Origin of the sequence: Paenibacillus sp. WLX1005 (assembly GCF_046603685.1) — a bacterium.
Classification (GTDB): Bacteria; Bacillota; Bacilli; order Paenibacillales; family Paenibacillaceae; genus Saccharibacillus.
The window spans coordinates 1,551,704-1,567,420 of record NZ_CP176756.1 but is presented as its reverse complement, the minus strand read 5'-3'; the positions used below and the strand labels follow the sequence as shown (position 1 = coordinate 1,567,420).

General features: G+C 47.7%; 12 protein-coding genes and 2 tRNA genes. 3 read left to right on the top strand and 11 right to left on the bottom strand.

Features of this window, described 5'->3' with window-relative positions:
- Positions 1 to 544: 544 nt before the first annotated feature.
- Positions 545 to 2,587 carry a ribosomal protection-like ABC-F family protein gene (gene abc-f / locus ACE3MZ_RS06860; protein WP_411345709.1) on the bottom strand — a complete coding sequence of 681 codons (2,043 nt, stop codon included), beginning with the start codon at positions 2,585 to 2,587 and terminating at the stop codon, positions 545 to 547.
- Positions 2,588 to 3,254: 667 nt separating this feature from the next.
- Between abc-f and ACE3MZ_RS06855 the strand changes: the two genes are divergently transcribed.
- Together ACE3MZ_RS06855 and ACE3MZ_RS06850 are read left to right on the top strand one after the other, a co-directional pair.
- Positions 3,255 to 3,605, top strand: a complete 351-nt coding sequence (locus ACE3MZ_RS06855) for a hypothetical protein (protein WP_411345708.1) — start codon at positions 3,255 to 3,257, stop codon at positions 3,603 to 3,605.
- Between the two features lie 227 nt (positions 3,606 to 3,832).
- Entirely contained in the window at positions 3,833 to 4,432 is a 600-nt protein-coding gene (locus tag ACE3MZ_RS06850) for an RBBP9/YdeN family alpha/beta hydrolase (protein ID WP_411345707.1), read from the top strand.
- 104 nt (positions 4,433 to 4,536) lie between these two features.
- On the opposite strand, the gene ACE3MZ_RS06845 is transcribed toward ACE3MZ_RS06850, so the two are convergent.
- From ACE3MZ_RS06845 to leuB, 9 genes are all read right to left on the bottom strand, one after another.
- Entirely contained in the window at positions 4,537 to 5,007 is a 471-nt protein-coding gene (locus tag ACE3MZ_RS06845) for a GAF domain-containing protein (protein ID WP_411345706.1), read from the bottom strand.
- 124 nt (positions 5,008 to 5,131) lie between these two features.
- A tRNA-Gly gene (locus ACE3MZ_RS06840) sits at positions 5,132 to 5,202 on the bottom strand.
- 6 nt (positions 5,203 to 5,208) lie between these two features.
- A tRNA-Pro gene (locus tag ACE3MZ_RS06835) sits at positions 5,209 to 5,282 on the bottom strand.
- A 251-nt stretch (positions 5,283 to 5,533) separates the two neighbouring features.
- Entirely contained in the window at positions 5,534 to 6,502 is a 969-nt protein-coding gene (locus ACE3MZ_RS06830) for an aldolase catalytic domain-containing protein (protein ID WP_411345705.1), read from the bottom strand.
- A 208-nt stretch (positions 6,503 to 6,710) separates the two neighbouring features.
- A complete protein-coding gene (locus ACE3MZ_RS06825) occupies positions 6,711 to 8,189 on the bottom strand; it encodes a hypothetical protein (RefSeq protein WP_411345704.1) in 1,479 nt (492 codons plus the stop codon).
- Between the two features lie 91 nt (positions 8,190 to 8,280).
- On the bottom strand, positions 8,281 to 9,426 hold the full coding sequence (locus tag ACE3MZ_RS06820; RefSeq protein WP_411345703.1) for a DUF58 domain-containing protein: 1,146 nt from the start codon (positions 9,424 to 9,426) through the stop codon (positions 8,281 to 8,283).
- 1 nt (position 9,427) lies between these two features.
- On the bottom strand, positions 9,428 to 10,507 hold the full coding sequence (locus ACE3MZ_RS06815; protein ID WP_411345702.1) for an AAA family ATPase: 1,080 nt from the start codon (positions 10,505 to 10,507) through the stop codon (positions 9,428 to 9,430).
- Between the two features lie 157 nt (positions 10,508 to 10,664).
- The gene (locus ACE3MZ_RS06810; protein ID WP_411345701.1) at positions 10,665 to 11,069 is read right to left on the bottom strand and encodes a hypothetical protein; all 405 of its coding nucleotides are present in this window, start codon (positions 11,067 to 11,069) and stop codon (positions 10,665 to 10,667) included.
- Between the two features lie 172 nt (positions 11,070 to 11,241).
- A complete protein-coding gene (gene leuB, locus ACE3MZ_RS06805) occupies positions 11,242 to 12,324 on the bottom strand; it encodes a 3-isopropylmalate dehydrogenase (RefSeq protein WP_411345700.1) in 1,083 nt (360 codons plus the stop codon).
- A gap of 788 nt (positions 12,325 to 13,112) precedes the next feature.
- Between leuB and ACE3MZ_RS06800 the strand changes: the two genes are divergently transcribed.
- Positions 13,113 to 14,102 carry an aldo/keto reductase gene (locus ACE3MZ_RS06800; RefSeq protein WP_411345699.1) on the top strand — a complete coding sequence of 330 codons (990 nt, stop codon included), beginning with the start codon at positions 13,113 to 13,115 and terminating at the stop codon, positions 14,100 to 14,102.
- 170 nt (positions 14,103 to 14,272) lie between these two features.
- Here ACE3MZ_RS06800 and ACE3MZ_RS06795 read toward each other — a convergent pair whose 3' ends face one another.
- Positions 14,273 to 15,355 (bottom strand): hypothetical protein, encoded by a 1,083-nt coding sequence (locus tag ACE3MZ_RS06795; RefSeq protein WP_411345698.1) that lies wholly within the window; start codon positions 15,353 to 15,355, stop codon positions 14,273 to 14,275.
- Positions 15,356 to 15,717 lie beyond the last annotated feature (362 nt).

The window sequence follows — 15,717 nt, the reverse complement described above, 5'->3', positions numbered from 1 at the left end:
TGCCAATCTGTTAAGGAAACGAAATCAACAAAAAAAGGCCTTCTCTCCCGTAAGGGACGAAAAGACCGTGGTACCACCCTTGTTAGAAATAAGCCGGTTCTGCTACAATCACGCACCCAATCGCGGACGATGTGATGATGACGGCAAGCCACCTTTTCTGTCTGCACGGAATGACATCATGCCGAATACAGCAAATGTAATGATATTCCATGAGACAGAGCACTTAATTCTCGCTCAATAACGACAATAACGGATCGTCAGACCGGCTATCCCTACTGAAATCAAATGTCAGACCATCAGCCAGTTGGCGGATACGGCGACAATGAATCGTTCAGGCAGCTGCTCCGGAGTGAATTTCGGCAGTGCGTCCCCTGTAAAATGCTCTCAATCTATGGCATTCTCTCCCTGTAGGGCGGTGCTGCGTACTTGTCTCCATCGTTGCAGATGTTCATGTTCATGCATGTAATGGACAATACATATCTACATGTTCTAAAACCGTCATGCAGATGAATACTCCTTATTGTACAAACTTCCCCGGCGGTCGTCAACGATTGTTATGCAATTTGTAGCGTTCCAATTCGTCCCGTATTTGCCGAATCTCAATCCATAGCCGTTGCTCGGCAGTTGGCGGATGTTCTGTTGTGAATGCTTCTTCTGTCGATAGTTGACTGCCATATGCAAACTTGGACACGTGCATCGTCGATGACATGTTACTAATACTGGACGACGCCAAGCTAGTATGCTGCTGTCCATTCTCAGCCGCCGCCAACAGTTGAGACAATCGTAATTCCAGCAGCATCCGTCGTTCATCCGCCTCGCGTCCACCAGATTGCGCCTGCTGTCTCAAGCGTTGCTGAAACTGCTCATATTCCTCCATACTACCAGCGAACACTTCATATTGTCCGTGACCATCCAGCAACAACAACGTATTCGCCAATCGACGAATCATCATCCGGTCATGCGATACAAGCACAATTGTACCGCTAAAGTTACTCAATACCGACTCGATCACTTCCTGTGCAGCGATATCCAGATAATTGGTCGGCTCATCCAATATGAGCAGATTGGCACCGCCAAAATACAATCGAATGAGCGCCGCGCGGCATTTCTCGCCCATACTAAGCTGTCCAATCATCTTGTGTACATCCTCGCGCCGGAACAAAAAGCAGCCAAGAATCGTCTGCGCTTCCGTACGTGTCATGCCCGGCAATACAAGCAGACTGTCCAGCAACGTCATATCCAGTGGCAAATCCTCCAGCTCCTGCGAAAAGTATCCGATTTGTAGTGCCGGATGTGTATACATCTCACCTTCACTCGGCTTCAGCTTGCCCAGTAGCAATCGCAGCAATGTCGTTTTGCCACTGCCATTTGGCCCAGTAACTGCCAGACGATCACCACGATGCAGCGACAAATCAAGATGTCGCAGCAAGTGAGACGGTTGTTCTGCTTGAGACTTAACTGCTTGATTTCGTTCTTCATAGCCAAATGATACATCGCGCAATGCCAGCAGCGTATGCCCGCGGAACTCGCTAGATTCCAGTTGAAAGTTCAGTCGATCCGCTTCCCGCGGCTTATCAACACGAACTGCTTCCAGCCGCTCCATTTCCTTTTGCTTGGCATGATAGCGGGAAATATTCTTTTTCGCTTTGGCTTTGTAAAAGCTGGCAGTGCTCTTCACTTCACTTTGCTTGCCTGCATCAGCGTGCGCTTTGTCAAACCATTCTTTGTAGCGACGAATCGACTCTTCCAACGCTTTACGCTGCTGCTCTTGCTTTTTGTAAAGTGCCTGCTGTGCTTGCAGCTCCCGCTCCTTATGCTCCCGATAATCACGATAGCCGCCTTTGTACACCGTCATGCCCTGTGGCGTCAATTCCGCCACTGACGTTGCCAAACGATCAACAAATTCGCGATCATGACTAACAAACAGCAGTGCACCGGTATATTGCCGCAGCCGCTTCTCCAGCCACTCCATCGTTTCCACGTCAAGATGGTTGGTCGGTTCATCGAGAATGAGTAGCCGGGTATCACGAGTCAGTACTGCCGCCAGCCGCACACGCGTCTTCTGTCCACCGCTCAGGCTGGTATAAGGTGCGCTCCACAGCTGGCTGTCGATACCGAGTGTCGTCAACTGCTTCTCCACTTCCGTTTCCCAGACAAAGCCGTCCAGCTGTTCATACTGCTCTAATCGCTGACTGTACTGGGATAGTCGTTCATTCATGCCCTGTTCGTCAGATGCCAGTGAAGCATCGCTCAGCGCCGCTTCATCCCGATCCAATTGCTGGCGCAGGCTCCACAATTCACGTTTCCCCTGCCTTGCCATCTCCAGTACAGTAGCGCCTTCCATCTGATCGTGATCGTCTTGTTGACGCATCCAATCCCAATATTGTAATGGCAAAAAGCGCTCTATCTCGCCCTCAGTACCATGTTCTTCACCCATCAGCATACGAATGAGCGTCGTCTTGCCGCTACCATTTACACCGATCAGCGCCATTCGCTCATCACTCTCGATGTGCAGATTCACCTGCTCAAAAATCATTTTGCCATTCCAGTCTTTGGACAAATTGCGTACTTTCACCCATGTGGTCATATCCATCATCCTTCCGTCTTCTACAGCTGTGTGTAGAACATATAAAAAACCGCGACAGCAGCTGCTGCGCGGTTTGCAAACGGAAGGTTAGCTTTAACTAGCCAATATGTGATTCAGCAATAATCGGTCAGGTTGGATTCATTTGCTACCTAGCTGTGACGATACGATCATAACAGGCAGCGCAAAGACTACCGTGTAATATATCCTATCCTTGTATCCCAGCTTATAGCATCACCATACATACATCCTGCAATACATACTAAGAACGGCTATATCCTGTGCCGCACTATCGTATATTGCATACAGGCATAGCGCTAGTATTTGATACTATTTGCGCTATATTGGTGAAAGAGAACTGCCAGTAATCCACTGTCCTTATTGATGAAAAAACACATACGAATCCCGTTACAATCGCCGCGAACAGCTGACTGCCTGTACTTATCCATACAGTTAATGGGGACATTCGTATTGTTACTTCATTAGACAAATGGTTACCTCTCTTTTCTACAAGTTGATCGGCATATTGAATCGCCAACAGTGTCATTGTAGCAGAAAAGGAAATAGATGCCAACTTTTATACAGAAACAGGTGCATCATTGTTATCTCATTCAAGATCGTGCTAGAATGTGTGTCGATATCAACCAACATGAATTTCAGGGAGCCTTATATGAAAAAAACGCTGATGATAAGCATGATATGGTTACTAACCGCATGTAGTAGTACAAGCGACACATTGCAAACTCAATCCGATCCACAGCTACATTCTCTTCCTGTTCCTACTTCTTCGTTTATCACTGCACAGCCCGATTGTGAAGATGTACGCTGTTATGCTCTCAATGTTAGCCATGAAAATTTAAAAAGTAATTATGTGCTGTCCCTGCTTGCTTCAGGCTGGACGGTCAATAGTGTAGAAAGTACCAAAGTGCTTCAAGCTACGAAAGATCATGTGCGTTATCTGATCATCTTGAGCAAATCGGATCAAGAAAACGCCAGTAAATTAACGATACGTGCTCAGTAGCGATGATACTTGAACGATATACCATTACATTCTTGCATCACAATAAATGAAGTGACGGTGCTTGAGTGACCATTCTAACTTAAACCCTAAATCGAATAAAGCATGTAACGTAGACAGACAAAAGTATTTATTTATATAATTTAAAAATATGTGAATATGGCTGCAAAATATTTGAATATGATTGCGATTTGCCATCTAACTTTCTACATAAAGGAGTTGCATCGTTCATGAGTACAAGTTATCTTTTGCTGCACGGATTGGGTGGCAGTGGGCCGGAGCACTGGCAGACGTGGTTATCGACTCAATTGGTAGAGCGTGGAGAACGGGTCTATTACCCGCAATTCCCGGATCATGATGAGCCGTCACTTGCCATCTGGTTACAGGAACTCAGCGAGCTGATGGATGCCATTCCGCAGGACGAGGAATTGATCGTCATTACGCACAGTCTGGGCTGTATACTCTGGTTCCACTATGCGGCTACATTACCTGCGCGACGCGTCAAACAAGCGATTGTAGTGGCTCCACCGTCTGCACAGATTCAGTTGCCGGAAATACAGGAATTTTTCCCGCCTCCACACCCGGAACGCTTACAGCTTGCTGCGGATGCTACGTTGATTATTCAATCCTCTAACGATCCGTTTTGTGAGTTGGAGAACACGTTGTTTTATGCAGAAATTGGCGTTCCTAGTATCATGCTACCGAATATGGGACATATTAACACCGCATCTGGACATGGAGCATGGCCGTTTATATTACAACTTGCACTGACTGGCACGATTCCATTCGCTTCTGGTGAGGCTTCTGTTCCGGCATCTGCTATCGATTGAACTATCCCGGCATATGAGGATCTAACGATGCCAGCATAAGCGATGTCGCAACTCTATTTTTCAAAATCAGCATAGATGGATATTACGCCGACGTTATTCCCAGATCAGCGTACGATCGGTGAGTCTGTCTGATGTTGCAATTCAGCTACATGGCTCATCAGAATCGCCATCGAGTACATCGATTGTACTTCTGTTTTGGAATAAATATACCCCGGTGTATGCAGCGCACAGATCGTGCCTACAATTTGCCCACTGCGCAGATTGACTGGAAAGCCGATAAACGCATGATCCCCCATATTTTCTGTCACTGGAAGCATACAGGTGGATGGATGTTCACTCGTATGTGCGACATAAGCAGCCTTGCCGGAAACCAATCCACAATATGTATCTTGAAGCGGCAGTTCCAATCCTTCATTCACCAATAATTCCTCGCGGTTAAAAGCCCGCAGTATACGATTGGTGCTGCCATCATTACTGGCAATGAAAATGGTGTTCACGGCAAGCACATTACTCAGCACTTCGATTACATGATTAGCTGCCTCCAATTCATCCGTAAAAAATGAATAATTCTCCATGGTTCATCTTTCTCCTGTTCCAATATCGCATCATGCGAATTTATAGTATCATCTACGTTTTACCCAAAAATAAATGCGCCGTAAACCTTAAATGGGTCTACGGCGCATTTATTTAAATACATGAAGCGGGTGATGGGAATCGAACCCACGCTACCAGCTTGGAAGGCTGGAGTTCTACCATTGAACTACACCCGCCCAGAATCGGGATGACACGATTTGAACATGCGACCCCCTGGTCCCAAACCAGGTGCTCTACCAAGCTGAGCTACATCCCGTAACTTTTATAAGTTTGGTTGTCAGTCACAACAACGAATATACCATATTTCAAACAATTTGGCAAGCAATTTCTCCGCAGGATGAGATTGGTACTGCTTCTGCCCTACGCGTATTTCGCTAAAATAACAACAAGCCAGAGCGTAGCAAATCTACGGCATCCGGCTTGTTCATTCGCTATTTTACCCGTTCTATAGTGAAGCCTATATACAATCCAACGAACAGTATAGACTTAACAACAAACGGCATACACTTAGTTTTTGGAAGAAGAATCAAAGCTTACTTCCGGTGTAGTCAGCTTGTCGTAAAAATCGACCGAGTTATCCTTGTCCGCCGAAGCGCGCAGTGCCATTGCCGAACGTGGATGCTCATCCAGTGTACCGGTGATCATGTACGGAATGAGGTAGCCCCATTCTTCTTTTTCACGCAGCGGAATCATGTGCTTGTCGATCATTTCCAGTACAGGACGCAGTGTGTATTTGGTGTTTTTCAGATGCGTTACGAGCAGCTCAGTTGGGCAGTTACCTGCCGCGCGACCCATACCGTATACCGAAGCATCCAGCAGTTCTACGCCATTATCAGCAGCGATCAGTGTGTTGGAGAACGCAAGCTGCATATTGTTATGGGTATGCACACCCAGACGTTTGTTTGGAAGGTGAGTCTTGAATTTCTCTACCAGATAGATGAAATCTTTGTAATCCAGACTACCATAGCTATCCACGATGTAAACCACATCTACTACGCTCTCACGGATCAATTCGAATGCTTCGATCAGTTCATTTTCCATCACGTTGGACAGCGCCATAATGTTCAGCGTTGTTTCGTAACCACGATCATGGAATGTTTGTACCAGTTGCAGCGCTTTGTCTACATCCTTGATATAACAAGCGACACGGATCAGATCGAGCAGGCTATCTTCGCGTGGCAAAATGTCATTCTCGTCCACACGACCGATATCTACAAGCGCAGACAGCTTGGTGTGCCCTTTGTGCGGGATCACTTCGCGCAGGAACTCGTCATCCAGAAAACGCCATGGACCAGCGCTCTCGGCACCTTTCAGCAGCTTGGGCGAGTTTTTGTAGCCAATCTCCATATAATCGACGTTCGCTTCGTTCAGTTTATTATACAAATCCTGTACAAACTCTACGCTAAAGTCCCAGTTATTCACCAGACCTCCGTCGCGGATTGTGCAGTCTACAATTTTGCAATGATTGAGTTTCATCGTTAATCTCCTCTCAGGCTGTTCATTCTATACATAATACTGTACGCCAAATTCAATGTAAAGAAATTTTCTAACATGCTTTAACGCATCAATCGGTTACAGTCACTTACAACTTATCATAGCCGTTGATACGCTCTATGTCCAGTCCTCAAAGGAAATTGGTCTACCGCGAATGACAATGCTTCACAGCATTGTCACGAATATCTGCTTATCGGTGCGTCTGTTTATTGTGTTGCTCCCATTCCTCGACCTCCTGCACGGAAACCGGCTGCCCTCCATAACGGGATCGATTGTACAGCGCGATCAGCTTGTATATCGTTGTTGAGGCATTGGAAGATGCTGAATTGGCATAAGACGTTGCAGCATGCTCTTGGTTGGTATGATCCACTGGTGAGGGGTGTTGCTGTCGATTTGAATGCTGATGATCTAAATGATCATATGCAGTAGTACGATCCAGTCTACTCGCTCCATTCTCATCCCTCGCTGCATGTTCCAATTGCCGCCCCACTTCCAACGGCGTAGCTGACGGCGGCACATGCAGCCCTTTTCGCTGTGCAAGGCGCAGCAATTCGCGATAATGATAGCGAATGCGCGCCGATGGATCGTCAGGTGGACGACGATTGGCGAACAGACGCCGCTTTTCCTTTTGGTGAGCTGGAGAAATGTGTTCTACCTCGTCGGTATATGCGTCACCGGACTGTCCATGATCGGTATGAGCAATCGGTTCCCATAAAGCCAGCAGCCAGCGGTATAGACGTGGAGCATATTTGCGGATCATACGAAACAGCAACCAGCCCAGCCAACTAGCAAACGCACTGACCGCTAGCAGCATGGCAATTTGGGCGATTTTCTGTATCCAAAATGGGTTCATGCTGTTATCTTCACTTTCCGGCAATAGCAATGGTTCTTGCGAAGGCAGGATGTCATTCGGCGGCACACTTTGCGGTGGCGGCACACTATCCGGTGTAAGTATCCCCAGCAGCGATTGCCATACACTCCATAACCAAGCGGATATCTGATTGCTGCCGCCAATAATGGCGATGATTACTACAGCTAACCAGATCCAGCGACGACTCCGTGATACGACCGCTCGCAGCGCTGCCAGCGAAAATCCCTCATCCAGCGAAATATAATCAATCTGCTGCGCTCCGAATCGGAATAACAGCGAAAACAGCATCCATGCACCTGCTGCATACAAGGTGCCTCGTACATCATGCAGCCCGTCGCTGCGCCCAACAGCTATGTAGACTACCCACGCTACGCCTAATGCAATGAGCTGAATGCGAATAGGAAACAACGTATCCCATGCTCCCCGTAACAGCATCCGACCACGCAACAAGCCACCTAACGCTAGCACACTCGCCACCATCCAACTGGCGCTCGTCTGGCTATGCTGTAACAGTACATACAGCGAAACCACTGCAAGCAACACATATACGATCCAGATAACAACAGAACCTGTCTGCGCTTTGCGATTGTCATTGATAATGCTGCGCCAGCCACTTCCAATACCAATGCAGCTCAGTAACAGCAGCGACCACATCCACGGCTGTTCGGTATGAAGCCAGTATCCATCCAGCAGGACAAAAACTGGATAAACAGCAATGGCTTCAACCAGAATACGCATAAAGTGAACAAGCTGATGTGTATGCGAAACCTGATGAGTATGGGCAACCTCATTGGACATATACATCCTCCTTTCTGTTCATGTTTTATACAGCATACTCAAATAAATACTATCCTCATCAAACGACAAGCCTATCTACATAAACGATATCTTATCCTTGTTGCACAAGCTCGTTATACTGTTGCTTGATCTGATCCAGATCAGGCAGCGGCAGCAAACTAATCCGACTACCGGACGCTTCCAGCTGATTCAGCATATCCTGCATTGCAGTCGATACATATGGTGTAATGATCAACAGATCCGGTTGCGCAGTTGCCGCTGTATATCCTTTATAAACATTGTCTGGCAAAAAGCTGCCAAGAAACTGCACAAAGGGACGCCGAATTTTCAATTGTAGCTCTGCCATCATTTGCAGCATGGAGGTCAGTTGTTCACTGCCATATGCGGGGGCAATGACCGCATCGTGTTCATGTTGACTCGGTATGATCGCATTGTGACCAAACCCCGCCTTCATCCCGCGATCAATCAAATTCGCTGCCACCGTTGCTGCACAGCTGATGCCATATTCGGCAGCTACCGGTTCCGTCACGGTGCTCCACATCTGCTCATTCAGTTCAATATTGAGCAAAATTATCACTTCTGGATCAGCGCTGTATCCATGCTGAAATACTTGCATTTTGCCAGTGCGTGCGGTCGCTCCCCAATGCACCTGATTCATTGGATCGCCAGAGCGATACGGTCGCACACCGGTAATTAGAAATGGATCTTCGTTGATCCAGCGCCGCATCTCTACTTCTCCCTGCCAGCTACGGTATGCTTCCGGCATATGCTCCAACGGCAAATATGCTGGATAAATACACATCGACAAATTCAACTGCACTGGTCGATTCACACGTACAAGCCCGAACAAATCGCCTACGCTCATCGACGCACTATCCAGCCGATAACAGCCGCGCTGACGACAAACCATATGATGACGGCGAACGATGCGTACCTGTCGTGCCAGACTAAACAAACTGTTGTGGTTCTGATACACCGTACCTTCGCTGATGACGGTATCGGCAGAACCGGCAAACTGAAAAGCTACTGGTAGCATTGCTTCCAATCGCAGCCATGGCAACGGCAAACGGCTACGATTTTCCAATTCTTCGATCATTTCAATGCGCTCACCGACATGGCAACGCTCCGTCGACAAACGACGACGGTAATGCAGCCTTGACAACGAACGTCTACCAAACACAAATGCCTGTCCGATCACTACCAGTACCGCGACAACGACAAGCCAGAATAGCTCCATCTTAGCGTTCTCCGTGTGAAGAATACTGTTCGGTCGGCACAGATTCTGTCTGAATAATACTATTCAGTAGCTGCTTTGCCTGCTCCTGTGCATTCTGATGACGACTGCGGAAAATAATCCGGTGCGCCAGTACAGGGACAGCCAGCGTTTGAATATCGTCCGGCAGTACATAATCCCGCCCATGCATCGCCGCATACGCCTGTGAGGCGCGCAGCAATGCCTGTGTCGCACGCGGACTCGCCCCTAGCGCAGTATCGGCATGTACACGCGTTGCCTCGGCGATACGTACCATATAATCCAGCAGATCATCATGTACGTTCACAGTACGGCAATACCGTCGTGCGGCGATCAATTCGTCTCGGGTCACTGCGTTTTGGATGTTGCCCGCTCCGGTATCGTCTGCGGACGATCCATGTACGGATGATTTTGTAAGATCGGCAGGCTGTGCTTGGGCGATCAATTCGGGATCTACAGAGGATGACTGTCGAACAGGCTGCAACGTCTGCTGCAATGTGCGCCGCAGGATCTCCACGCCCTCTCCCGCAGAAGGATAACCAAGCGACATTTTCAACATAAAGCGATCCATTTGTGCTTCTGGCAGTGGAAATGTCCCTTGATTATCAACTGGATTCTGAGTAGCGATCACCATAAAGGGATCGTCCAATGAATGACTTTCACCATCAATACTAATCTGCTGCTCCTCCATACACTCTAGCAAGCTGGATTGAGTACGCGGTGTTGCCCGATTGATCTCGTCCGCCAGTACGATATGTGCAAATAGCGGACCCGGACGAAAGACAAATTCCGATTCTTTCTGGTTATAAAAATGACCACCTGTCAGATCAGATGGCAGCAAATCCGGGGTAAACTGAATCCGCTGAAATCGGCACTGTACGGAAGCTGCTAGCGTGCGTGCCAGCAGCGTTTTGCCTGTGCCCGGTACATCCTCCATCAAAATATGACCCGAAGCCAGTAGCGCGGTCAGCAGTAGCTTGACTTCCTGTGGTTTACCGACGATTTTGCGTCCAATTTCCGTTTGTAGACGGCTTGCCAATTCTTGTACGTTCTGTATGTTCAACATGCAGCATCCTTTCGTTATGTCTCGTAGTATGTAATCGCTTTTATTATCATAACAAGAATCCATGCAAAAATGAAAAAGCGACGTATATACAGCAAACGGCAGGGAACCAAGTCCCTGCCGTTCAAATGGCATCCGGTTGTATAACACCGGATTGTTATTATTTATGCTGAAGACGAACACGGCGCAAGCTCATCACCGCAAGGCGTCTTTTCAGATCGCGCTCCCATTTTTCATCGTGAATCTTTTTGGCTACAGCTAGCAGGTCCAGACTCATATCAATCTGTCGCTGTACCATATCCATGGGATCATCTTCCTCTACATTGACACAATTCTCAAACATGGTATTCTCGTCTTCCATCACGTAATCTTGGAAGTCGATTTCCGGCGTGCCATCGTCATGCGCGTACTCGGCGAGAATCTCATATTCGTTCTCTACCTTGTAATGAACTTCGATACGCTCACATACAGGACACACCAGCAGGGGAACATTATGAACCTGGGTTCTAAAATGTTTTAGTGTCCCTTTCGTTCCAATCATACTGCCGCCACAGCAAAAGCTCATGTGTTCTCCCTCCAGACATGATTCTATAATCGTAAAAGTGACTTTGCATCATCATTACATCCATGTTTGTGAAAGACTATTAACCAGCTTATCTTCATTTTACACCTTTTTAGAGGAAGACAAAACCCCCTTATTGTCCAAAATGGAGAATAAGAGGGTAAACAGCTAGGATTTATACTTTTTGGATGGCAGCGACGATCAGATCGCCCATTTCGGTCGTAGACAATGCTTTGCTCTTGTCGACTGCGATATCAGCTGTACGGTGACCTTCATCCAGCACTTTGGCTACAGCCGCTTCGATTGCATCGGCAGCTTCAATGTACCCAAACGTAGTACGGAACATCAGTGCCAGCGACAGGATCGTTGCAATCGGATTCGCCAGACCTTGACCAGCAATATCCGGTGCAGAACCATGTACCGGCTCGTACAGACCAAAGCTACCTTCGCCCAAAGAAGCGGAGGCAAGCATACCGATGGAGCCGGTCAGCATTGCGGCTTCGTCACTCAGAATATCGCCAAACATATTCTCGGTAACGATCACGTCAAAGCTTGCCGGACGACGTAGCAGCTGCATCGCACAGTTGTCAACCAGTACGTGCTCCAGCTCTACATCTGGATAGTCTGGAGCGATGCGGTTTACCGTTTCGCGCCACAGACGGGACGTTTCCAGTACGTTAGCTTTGTCGACGGAAGCGAGCTTTTTGCGGCGACCTTGAGCGATTTGGAATGCCTGACGCACAATGCGCTCTACTTCGGTTACATTGTAAGCACAAGTATCAACCGCTTCTTCGCCCTGCTCACTTTGACGTCTGAATTTCTCACCAAAATAAATACCGCCAGTCAGTTCGCGCACGACCATCAGATCGGTTCCTTCCAGCACTTCCGGTTTCAGCGTAGACGCTTCTTTCAGGCAATCAAATACAACTGCCGGACGCAGGTTGGAGAACAACCCCAGCTCTTTGCGAATACCGAGCAAGCCTGTTTCTGGACGCAGGTCTTTTGGATTGCTATCCCATTTTGGACCACCGACGGCACCGAGCAGTACAGCATCCGCGCTTTTACAGACAGTCAGTGTTTCTTCTGGCAGCGGAGTTCCTTTCTCGTCAATAGCGATTCCGCCGAACAGAGCATGTTCCGTTTCAAACGAATAGCCGTACAGCTCTTCCGTTTTGCGCAATACTTTTTCCGCTTCTGCGACAACTTCCGGTCCAATACCGTCTCCGGCGATTACAGCAATCTTTTTCGTTTCAGTCATTAGGGTATTCTCCTTTGTACAGCCGCTCAAAAGGCTGGCTGTGGTGAGTAGTTGTATGTGTATGTTGGTGGGTGTACGCTATTCTCGCAAATTGCGCCAGACGCTTGATGCGATGCGATATGCGATATGCGATATGCGATATGCGATATGCGATATTGAATAATGGTGACACACTGGTATCTGTTTCGCTCTAAAACCTTATAGTTAGTTGTAACATAATTGTCAGCTTTTAATCCAAGATATACAAACTATGATCTCTATAGGTACTGCCTATAAAGCAGCTGGATTGATACAACTTCTCTATATCCACCATTATCCTCATATTATCGCTTGTTGAATCTTGCAATGTTGATTCTATGAGTAAATTCTATGAGTACATGTTCAGCTACTCTTTTATGATGAAATGTAACATTATCTTTTATACAATTCATCTTCTTTTATGCAATTCATCTTCCAACTATTCTCTATCATTCATCCTAATCGCTAGACTTCTCTTTTCTATTTACTCATACGAAACCTATCTATTTAGCATATGTATAGGATGATACACTATTTATATATTCCTTATTATTATACGATGTATAGTCATAGTCATTAATTCCATATACTGGATATTGGAGTTTGAAGTCCATCCAGCTAAGGACTACAATAGTACACAGGTGTACAAATGTAACCGTTTCAGACCCCTTAATCTGTTATTTGTTCAAGCACGTATACCCGGCGTTTTCTGCACATATTGGCACAAGCAGTTCACTGCAAATACTTATCATCAAAGGGAGTGTTCAATAATGGATTATACTTATCTCGGCAAGTCAGGCTTGAAGGTTAGCCGCATCTGTCTCGGTACGATGAATTTTGGACCCGTCACGGATGAAAAGGAATCGTTCCGCATTATGGACGCTGCGTTGGATGCAGGCGTTAACTTTTTTGATACAGCTAATGTGTATGGCGGTCTTGGTGGTGGCGGGAAATCCGGCGATACCGAGGAATTGATTGGACGCTGGTTCAAGCAGGGCAGCGGTCGCCGTGAGAAAGTCGTACTCGCTACTAAAGTGTATGGCAAAATGAACATTGAACCAGACGGTCCGAACAATGAAGGCGGTCTGTCCGCTCACAAAATTCGCCGTCATCTGGAAGGCTCGTTACAGCGTCTGCAAACCGATCATATCGATCTGTACCAGATGCACCATATTGATACCGCAGTGAGCTGGGACGAGCTGTGGGGCGCTTTTGAAGTCGCCATCAATCAGGGCAAAATCAGCTACGTCGGCTCCAGTAACTTTGCCGGTTGGCATATCGCCGTCGCGCAAAAAGAAGCCCAAAAGCGCAACTTCCTCGGTCTGATCTCCGAACAGCATAAATATAGCCTGCTCTGTCGTGAGCCGGAACTGGAAGTATTGCCTGCTTCCCACGAGCTTGGTCTGGGTGTGATTCCGTGGAGTCCACTGGGCGGCGGTCTGCTCGGTCGCAACGCGCTCAAGAAGCTGGAAGGCTCCCGCAGTGAGAAAATCGCCGAGCAGGTCGACAAGCACAAAGAGCAGCTGGAGCAATTCGCTTCTCTCTGTAACGATCTGGGCGAGCCGCAGGATGTAGTAGCACTGGCATGGGTTCTGGCGAATCCAGCAGTGACTGCACCAATCATCGGACCACGTACTTCTGAGCAGTTCGAGAATTCGCTGCGCATTCTGGATGTAAAATTGGATGAAGCCGCATTGAAGCGTCTGGACGAGATTTTCCCAGGTCCGGGCGGTGCTGCGCCAAAAGCGTACGCTTGGTAAGCTGCATTCGACTTAGTTCACTGTGGTGAAGCTGTCAGGTGGCATTTTGGCTCTATGGCTTTGTGGTTTTGTGGCTTTATGAGAATAACCTTGTATACCGTGATATTCAAACATCCCTGCATCGACGATATTGTCGGCAGGGATGTTTTGGTTAGCAGCATGATTCTGTTTTACAACGTCTCTACTAGCAGTCCAAGTGGCGTGGACGATGCACCAGCGATCATCAGGCTAAACGAATATTTGCTAGTGCCTGGTGGTACACTTGCTACGTATACTGGCGCTTTTTGCTGATTGGTACGCATCAGTGGCACACCGTATACACGATCGCCAATTTTCACCGCTCCGCCATAGCTACCGCCGCGTGGATTCAGCGAGATTTGTACGGTACGATTTTGTGTACCGGGATTAGTCACTGGCACAGTCACATTGTAAATAACACCGAATTGCGCACGATTATCGAGCGAATCTTGCGGCTGTTCGCTGGCAGCAGCAGTAAACAGTTGATCTGCTGGGAGTGAACCATCTTTTTTCGTTTTGGCACAGGTCGGGTAAATGACGCGCTCCGTCCCGGCAGTGTATACCGGCGTTACCGCGTTCGTTTCCGAGAACGTCCAGTTGCCGCGTGGATGGGCTTGTGGTGCAAGCGGCAGTGGAGCGGACTTCACCAGTGTCAGATCATACGCCGTATCGCGCGAAGCGACGGTGCGCACCGTATACTGGATTTCACCGCTGTCTGTGCTTTTCACTGTAAAATCATACACCATCCCGAGCAGCTTGCCCGGTGGCACGATAAAGCTCTCAATCTGACCGGATTGCTGCTGCTTGATCAGCGTCTGATCAGCGGTGCGTGCATCCATCGTATTGCTCAACACAGCACGCGAGATACAACCGCCAATATCGGTAATCCAGTTCACTTCATCGCCGCCGATCCGGTATTCGCGCTTCACATCTTCGATTTTGAGCGCGCCATGGTTCGCCCGGTTTTCCAGCGTAATGCCTACCTTGACCGGATCAGCCAGCACATTGTAATGCCATGCAAAAATCCGATGCTGCACCGTCCCATTATTGCTGCGTACTACATCATGCCAGAGTACACCTTGCCGTACCGGGAAATTCGCTTCGCTCAACGTCTCCGGGTTGTCACTTACCATCAGACGGCGTGCACCACCACGGGTTGCCGAAGCAATATCATACTGCACTACACCTGTCGTATTTACGGCTTCAATCGTCAAATCACGTCCACTGCAAGTCATATTCATTTCCTCCCTATGTTCTAAAATTCCCTGCTCGCGATCAAGCCGGGTTCATCTATAAAGGAAAAAAGACAGTGCTTTTTACAACCATTGTTTTTATTTTTTTCAAAAGAATGTACAGGTATGTAAAAGAATACACACATATTTAAGAGAATGACGAGGATATGTGTAAACGATATACCAACCACTAGCGCTACCTTCATCTGTATGAAAGTATCCTTTCTCCATTATACAAACCAAAACCGATCCATATGCAAGTTCACAGCATCATCGCGCTTGCATAGCAGACATGCAAAAACCCCGTCCTTTGAATAGGACGGGGCTTGGGTACGAACTGGGATGAACATGAACTGCTACGTGCA